We start from the raw sequence: 1,527 nt of genomic DNA, 5'->3' as shown, positions 1-1,527 counted from the left end.
TGCGGAGATAGTGTTGAAAAAGTCCGTTGATTGGTTTGCCTGTCGCTGATTCACTCGATTTTGAGAGTGGAGGTGCGGTGATGATGGGACCGAGGCAGGTGGCGCAAGGGGCGCTTTTCTACGAGTTTTCGATTGAAGAGTTTGTGCCTGCTGATCATCCGTTGCGCGGCATTGATCGCTTCCTTGATCTTTCGGAAGTTCGCCCCCTGCTGGCACCGTCCTACAGCTCTCACGGTCGTCCTTCGATTGATCCAGAGTTGATGATCCGGATGCTGTTGTTGGGCTATTGCCAAGGCATTCGGTCCGAGCGGCGGCTCTGTGAAGAGGTGCATGTCAACTTGGCATACAGGTGGTTTTGCAAGCTCGATCTGACCGATCCGGTACCAGACCATTCGACCTTCTCGAAGAACCGGCACGGGCGTTTCCGTGAGTGCGGGTTATTCCGCCACCTCTTCGAGACAGTCCTGAGGCGCTGCATCGATGAGGGCCTGGTTGGGGGCGAGAGCTTCGGCGTCGATGCCAGCCTGATCCCGGCGAATGCGAACCAGACACGGGGTGTCGATAGCAAAGAGGGTTTGCCGCCTGACCTAGCCACTCGTGTGGTTGAGGAATATCTCGAAACGCTGGATGACGCGGCTTTCGGCGCATCCACTAAAGTTGTCCCTAAATACATCTCACCCGTTGATCCCGCCGCTCGCTGGACAGGCGCAGACGGTGGGGCTGCCTTCTTCGCATATTCCACCAACTATATGGTGGATTTGGACAATGCGGTGATCGTCGACGTTGAACCATCGGTTCCGATCCGAACCGCTGAGGCCTTTGCTGCACGACGTATGATCGACCGGACTACGGACCGCTTCGACATGACGCCAGACAAGCTGGTTGGCGATACAGGCTACGGCTCAGCGGAGATGCTGGGCTGGTTGGTGGAAGAGCGCGGCATCGCTCCGCACATCCCGGTGTGGGATAAATCCAAACGGACGGACGGCACATTCTCGCGAGAGGATTTTGCCTATGATCCTGCAACCGACAGCTACACTTGCCCAGGCAATAATGAATTGCGGACATATCGCAGGAACTTCTCCAAACCGCGCAAGCCAAATGGCGGCAAAGACGGCTTCATTAAATATCGAGCATCAAAGCACGACTGCGACGCATGCCCATTGAAAGCAAATTGCTGTCCAAATCAGCCCGCCCGAAACGTGCTTCGTTCCGTCCACGAAGCGGCTCGCGACGTCGCCCGCGATATCCGCAAAACCGATGCGTACATGATCTCTTTCATTCAGAGAAGGAAGGTTGAGATGCTCTTCGCACATCTGAAACGATACATCGGGGTGCCGATGATGCGACTTCGAGGACCCAAAGGCGCATATGAACAGTTTCAACTCGCAGCAACCGCCCAAAACCTTCGGAAACTCGCCAAGCTGGTGCGAGAACCTAGAAAAACGGGATGAAGGAAAGACGGCAGCCTATTGAGGCTGTATCCTGCAAGCGCCCAAACGGCAACTTCTTCAACACTATCCGGAC

Annotated in this window: 1 protein-coding gene; it reads left to right on the top strand. The window is 55.5% G+C overall.

Annotated elements, in window-relative coordinates; translation table 11 throughout:
• Positions 1-80: 80 nt before the first annotated feature.
• A complete protein-coding gene (locus ACR0LN_RS23915; protein ID WP_480433235.1) occupies positions 81-1,454 on the top strand; it encodes a transposase in 1,374 nt (457 codons plus the stop codon).
• Positions 1,455-1,527 lie beyond the last annotated feature (73 nt).

The organism is Ruegeria sp. AA6, from assembly GCF_056542865.1.
Note: the sequence above shows the minus strand (reverse complement) of the source record. Positions and strands in the feature narration are given on the sequence as shown.

Coding starts and splice junctions, on each gene's coding strand:
- ACR0LN_RS23915 (WP_480433235.1), top strand. CDS start 81: ATGATGGGACCGAGGCAGGTGGCGCAAGGGGCGCTTTTCTACGAGTTT.